4 protein-coding genes are annotated in these 2,564 nt (G+C 72.4%); 2 read left to right on the top strand and 2 right to left on the bottom strand.

Annotated features, from left to right (window positions below):
- Together ABZ281_RS45665 and ABZ281_RS45660 are read left to right on the top strand one after the other, a co-directional pair.
- Nucleotides 1-1,068: hypothetical protein (locus tag ABZ281_RS45665; protein WP_356664320.1), on the top strand; the 1,068-nt coding region annotated here is incomplete at its 5' end.
- A gap of 148 nt (nt 1,069-1,216) precedes the next feature.
- Entirely contained in the window at nt 1,217-1,747 is a 531-nt protein-coding gene (locus ABZ281_RS45660; RefSeq protein ID WP_356664318.1) for a DoxX family membrane protein, read from the top strand.
- A 17-nt stretch (nt 1,748-1,764) separates the two neighbouring features.
- Here the strand turns inward: ABZ281_RS45660 and ABZ281_RS45655 are convergent, their stop codons facing one another.
- Both ABZ281_RS45655 and ABZ281_RS45650 read right to left on the bottom strand, forming a co-directional pair.
- Nucleotides 1,765-1,989, bottom strand: coding sequence for a hypothetical protein (locus ABZ281_RS45655; protein WP_356664316.1), 225 nt, complete (start codon nt 1,987-1,989; stop codon nt 1,765-1,767).
- Nucleotides 1,976-2,564: LiaF domain-containing protein (locus tag ABZ281_RS45650; RefSeq protein ID WP_356664314.1), on the bottom strand; the 589-nt coding region annotated here is incomplete at its 5' end. The genes ABZ281_RS45650 and ABZ281_RS45655, both read right to left, overlap by 14 nt.

The raw sequence follows: 2,564 nt of genomic DNA, 5'->3' as shown, positions 1-2,564 counted from the left end.
CTGGCGCAGTCCGCCGAGCACGTCGCCGAGCGGGGGCGGGCCGAGGGGCAGGCTTGGCTGACGGGCCTGTGGCGCCGCACCGCGGCCGTGGTCTGGGCCGCCGTGGTGCTGTTGCTGCTCGGGCAGGCCCTCACGGCGGTCGGTGCGGGCTGGACGGCGGCGCGTACGGCCGGACTGGCCGCGGCGCTGCTGATGGCCCTGTCGCTGACCGCCGCGTCGTGGTGCCACCGGACGAAGGGCGGGGTGCTGGCGCCGGTGATCGGTGAGGACAACCGGCTGTCCACGTCCCGTACGGTCGCCGCGGCCTGGGTGCTCTTCGTGGCCTACTCGGTGCTCGTCCTCGCGGGACGGCTGGCCGGCGCCTCCCGGCAGCGGGACCGGGACGCGCTGATCTTTGGGCTGGACCTCGCCCGGGGCGCCGGGATCGTGACCGTGCTCGCCGTGCTGTGCGGGATCGCCGTACTCGTACGGCGGGTGGTCGGGCTGCGGGTGCTGGGGCAGCGGCTGCAGAAGGTGCGCGCCGACCGGCCCCGGGCCGCCGACCTGCTGACCGACGACGCGGGGCGGGGCACCTTCGCCGACATCCAGTACGTCGTGATCAGCGGTGTCGCCCTGGTCTTCGCGGCGGTACGGCTGGCCCGGCGGCCGGAGCAGCTGCCGGACCTGCCGTGGGGGCTGGCGATGGTGGTGCTGGTGTCGGCGGCGACGTATCTGGCCGGCAAGTACGCGGAGGGCGGCCGGCCGGTCATCCTCTCCGTGGTCCGGGCCCGGGAGGCGGGCGACCTGGACGGGCCGATCCGCACCGGGGACGACATCGAGATCCGGGGTGCCGGATTCGTGCCGCCGGGGGCACAGGGGGCCGACCGGCTGGCCCGGATGGTCGTGCGCGTGGGCGCGGTACACGTCCACGTGCCGTTGGTCCCCGTACCCGGCGGGTTCCGCAATCCCACGGACACCCTGCTGACGGTGCCGGTGCCGGCGGACGTGGAACCGGGGAGGGTGGAGGTGCAGGTGGTCACGGCGGCGGGAGTGGAGACCAATCGGTACGCGGTCGACGTGACGGAGTGAGTGAGGGCACCACCGCGACGCCCTCGAAGCCCCCAGGCACCACCGGCTGGACCACAAAAGCGACTCGCGCGGGATTGAGCGCGGTCCGTTTGCCGTACGTATGGTCTGTTGAGGGGGTCTCGGCACCGGCGAGAGGCGGCTAGCAGCGATGACTCACAGTATGCGAACGGACACGCACTCCCCCCACTTCGGAGAGGGAGGAGGCCGGTGGGACAACGCCACCCGCTATGCCCTGCTGCCGCTGCGCATCTTCCTCGGCGTCACCTTCATCTACGCCGGCCTGGACAAGCTCACCGACAGCGCCTTCATGAAGGACTCCGGTGCCGGCTCGATCGGCGACATGATGCGTGCCGTACGCGACTCCTCCGCCATTCCCGCCCTGGTCGACCTCTCCCTCAAGAGCCCTGTCGGCTTCGGCTACGCCATCGCCTTCGGGGAACTGGCCGTCGGCATCGGCACCCTGCTCGGCCTGCTCGCCCGGCTGGCCGCACTCGGCGGCGCGCTGATCTCCCTCAGCCTGTGGCTGACCGTGAGCTGGGCCTCCGACCCGTACTACTACGGCAACGACCTCGCCTACCTCATGGCCTGGACCCCCCTCATCCTCGCGGGCGCGCCCCTGCTGTCCCTCGACGCCGCGCTACGGTCACGGCGACGGCAGCGGAGCGGCGGGTACCGGTAGCCGGCTCCCGCTCACCGTCAAGCCGGGTCCGCGCCCGTACGGCCCCCCTGGCGGCGTCGGCGTGCCCGGCCCGTCAGGAGCGCCACCGCACCCGCGAGGCACAGCCCCCCGGTGACGAGGGGGATCGCCACGAACCACGGGGTCTCCCAGGCGCCGCCCGCGTCACCGGCGTAGAGGATGCCCGTCAGGATGAGGACGCTGCCGGCGATCAGCTTTCCGGGCTGGGCTTCATGACGTAGCACGGGTCACCTCCGCCTGTCCCATGCCGACCTGGAGGTCCAGGTCGACGGTGCCGGACTTCTCGACGCCCTCGGCGGGCGAGAGGGTGATCTCCCTGTGCCGTCCCGGCTGCACGTCCACGTCCTTCGGGTCGTCACCCGGCAGCTGGAGATCGCCGATTCCCACCTCGACGTCCAGCCGCACCGTCACGTCCTCGGGCACGAGCACTCTGAGCTTGCCCATGCCGACCTCCGCCTGCGTCGTCACTGTCTGCTTCCCCGACACGTCCAGCTTGCTCAGATCCAGGGTGCCGACGCCCGTGCCCAGGTCGTACCGCGGCCGTACGTCCGCCACCGTGGCGGGCTGCCAGGTGGTGCGCGCCCAGTGGGTGTCGATGTCCTTGGGCAGAACCGCCGCGCCGGCGAGCAGGCCGGCCGTGAGGATCGCCAGGAAGATCGAGCCGGCGCCGGTCCGGCCCAGGAAGGCGCTGACGGCTATGCCCAGGCCCAGGACGGCGAGACGTCCTCCGGCTCGAACAGCTCGCTGCCGTCGAAGTGGTTGACGGCGACCACGTACGGCAGTCCGGAGCTCTCGAAGT

It is taken from the genome of Streptomyces sp. NPDC006265 (assembly GCF_040613555.1).
Taxonomy (GTDB): Bacteria; Actinomycetota; Actinomycetes; order Streptomycetales; family Streptomycetaceae; genus Streptomyces.
Note: the sequence above shows the minus strand (reverse complement) of the source record. Positions and strands in the feature narration are given on the sequence as shown.

Bases quoted from the DNA above. Each gene is read 5' to 3' on its own strand.
- ABZ281_RS45660 (WP_356664318.1), top strand. From the start codon at position 1,217: ATGACTCACAGTATGCGAACGGACACGCACTCCCCCCACTTCGGAGAG.